Genomic DNA, 2,047 nt, shown 5'->3' on the forward strand with positions numbered 1-2,047 from the left:
CGACCGCCGCGATGCCCCACCACGGCGCCCGCACGAGCGCGCCCGCGGGCGCGGGCCGGCCGGGACGCGCGACGCCGGGCCGGCGCCTCCACCACATGAGGTACCCGAACACGACCATGGCGGCGATGCCGAGCGCGGTCACCGCGAGGAGGAGCTGGTTGGGCAGCCCGAACATGGTCCCCTGGTGCGTGTCGATCCCCCAGCGCGCGAGCTTCGCGGGGAGGGGGTAGTCGGCGAAGTCGGTGCGGCCCACCACCTCGAGCGTGCTGCCGTCGACGGCCACCTGGTCGACCTCGGTCGGGAAGCTGCGCTGGATCTCGCTCACCGTCCACGCCGTCCCGGCCTCCGCGGGGGGCTTGATCTCGACCAGGCCCGTGTCGACGTTCACGCCCTGGGCGACGCGGAGGACCGCGCCGAAGGTCGCGGGGTCGACCGCGGCGGGTGCGGCAGGCACGGCGGCCGCGTGGTGGCCGGCGTGAGGATCGGCCGTCGCCGCGCCGCCTCCCGCGGTCCCGGTCGCGGTCGCGAGGGCGGGCGTCTGCCAGCTCAGCGCGGCCCGGAGGTCCGTCACGTTCTGCCCGCCGAGCTGCGACCACGTGATGCCCGTGGCCGACAGGAACAGCGCCCCGGCCACGAGCCACACGCCGGTGGACGCGTGCCAGGAGAGGATGCGCCGGTACCCGGTGGCGCGCCCGTCCGGCCGCACGAGGTCCCGGCGGCGGGGCGAACGGCGCCAGCGCGCCATCCACAGGCCGAGGCCCGCGAGCGTCACGATGCCGAGCCAGCTCGCGGCGAGCTCGCTGTAGAGGCGGCCCGGGTCGCCGAGCCCCAGGGTGCGGTGGAAGTGGCTGATCGCCGTGCGCAGCGGCAGGGACCCGCTCGTCCCGTAGACGGGCAGGTCGCCGCGGATCGACGCGTCGGCCGGGTCGACGAGGATCGCGCGCGTCTGGCTCGGGATGAGGCCGTCGCCCGTGAACATGACCCGCGTCGTGTCGCCGGGCGCGGGGGCGGGCCGCACGGCGACCAGCGCGCCGGACCCGCCGACCACGGCCTCCGCCGCCTCGATCTGCGTCGCGAGCGGCACGGTGCTGCCCGTCGCGGGGGCGTGCAGCTCGTCGGCGTAGACCACCTGCTCGACGGACGGCGCGAGCGCGTAGGCCGCGCCGCTCAGCGCCGCGACGAGGATGAAGGGGCCCACGAGGATCCCCGCCAGGAAGTGCAGGCGCAGCAGCAGCGGGAGGAACCAGCCGCGCTGCGGGCGGGTGAGCACCGGAGCGGCGCCTCCGGCGGCGGGATCCGCGACGCCCGCGCGCTCGTCGACGGCGGTCACCGTCGGCCGCCCTGCTGCGGGCGGCGCATGCCGAGCGTGAGGAGCATCACGGCGACGACGCCCACGACGAGGCTGCCGAGGCCGAGGAGGCGCGCGACCGGGTCGACCGGGGCGGCCGCGGGGGCGGCCGTCACCGGGGTGCCGGCGGCGGATGCGGCGGCACCGTCGGCGGTCGACGCGTCGGCGAGCGTGATCGCGGGCGCCGGGTTATCCGGCTCGGTGCCCCCGGTGGACGCCTCGGACCAGTCTGTGGATCCCACCTCGCACGTCTGCAGGGTGGGGAACTCGACGACGTCGCCCGCCTCGCCGTCCACCGGCAGGAGCGCCTCGACCTGGACGGTCGCGCGCAGCGCGTCGGGCAACGGGGCGTCGGCCGTGTAGGTCACGGTCGTGCCCTCGGCGGCCTCCTGCGCGGCGACCGACCAGCCGGGCGCGAGCGTCGGCTTCACGGCCTGCACATCGGCGGGGAAGCGGATCGCGAGGGCGGTCGTGGCGGATCCCTCGCAGCCGTGCCCGACCGCGAAGGTCAGGACGCTGAGGGTGGCGGGCGCGGTCGACGACGCGTCGAGCTCGACGTGCGCGGAGGCGGCGAGCGGCGCCGAGACGGCGAGCACCAGACCGGCCGCGGCGCCGAGGGCGACGGGGATCCGGCGGGCGCCGACGCGGCGGTCGGGTCGAGGGGCGGGCGGGGCGGTGCGGGAGAGCATGGCTGTCCTT

General features: G+C 77.4%; 2 protein-coding genes. Both read right to left on the minus strand.

The genetic code is table 11. From position 1 onward, the window contains the following. A partial coding sequence (locus Q6969_RS15255) for a PepSY-associated TM helix domain-containing protein (RefSeq protein ID WP_317231205.1) occupies positions 1 to 1,330 on the minus strand: 1,330 nt, incomplete at its 3' end. Next, the coding region (locus Q6969_RS15260) for a YcnI family protein (RefSeq protein WP_396335564.1) at positions 1,327 to 2,047 on the minus strand (721 nt) is incomplete at its 5' end. The genes Q6969_RS15255 and Q6969_RS15260, both read right to left, overlap by 4 nt.

Source organism: Clavibacter sp. MX14-G9D (assembly GCF_032917815.1).
In the GTDB taxonomy this organism is placed as follows: Bacteria; Actinomycetota; Actinomycetes; order Actinomycetales; family Microbacteriaceae; genus Clavibacter; species Clavibacter michiganensis_K.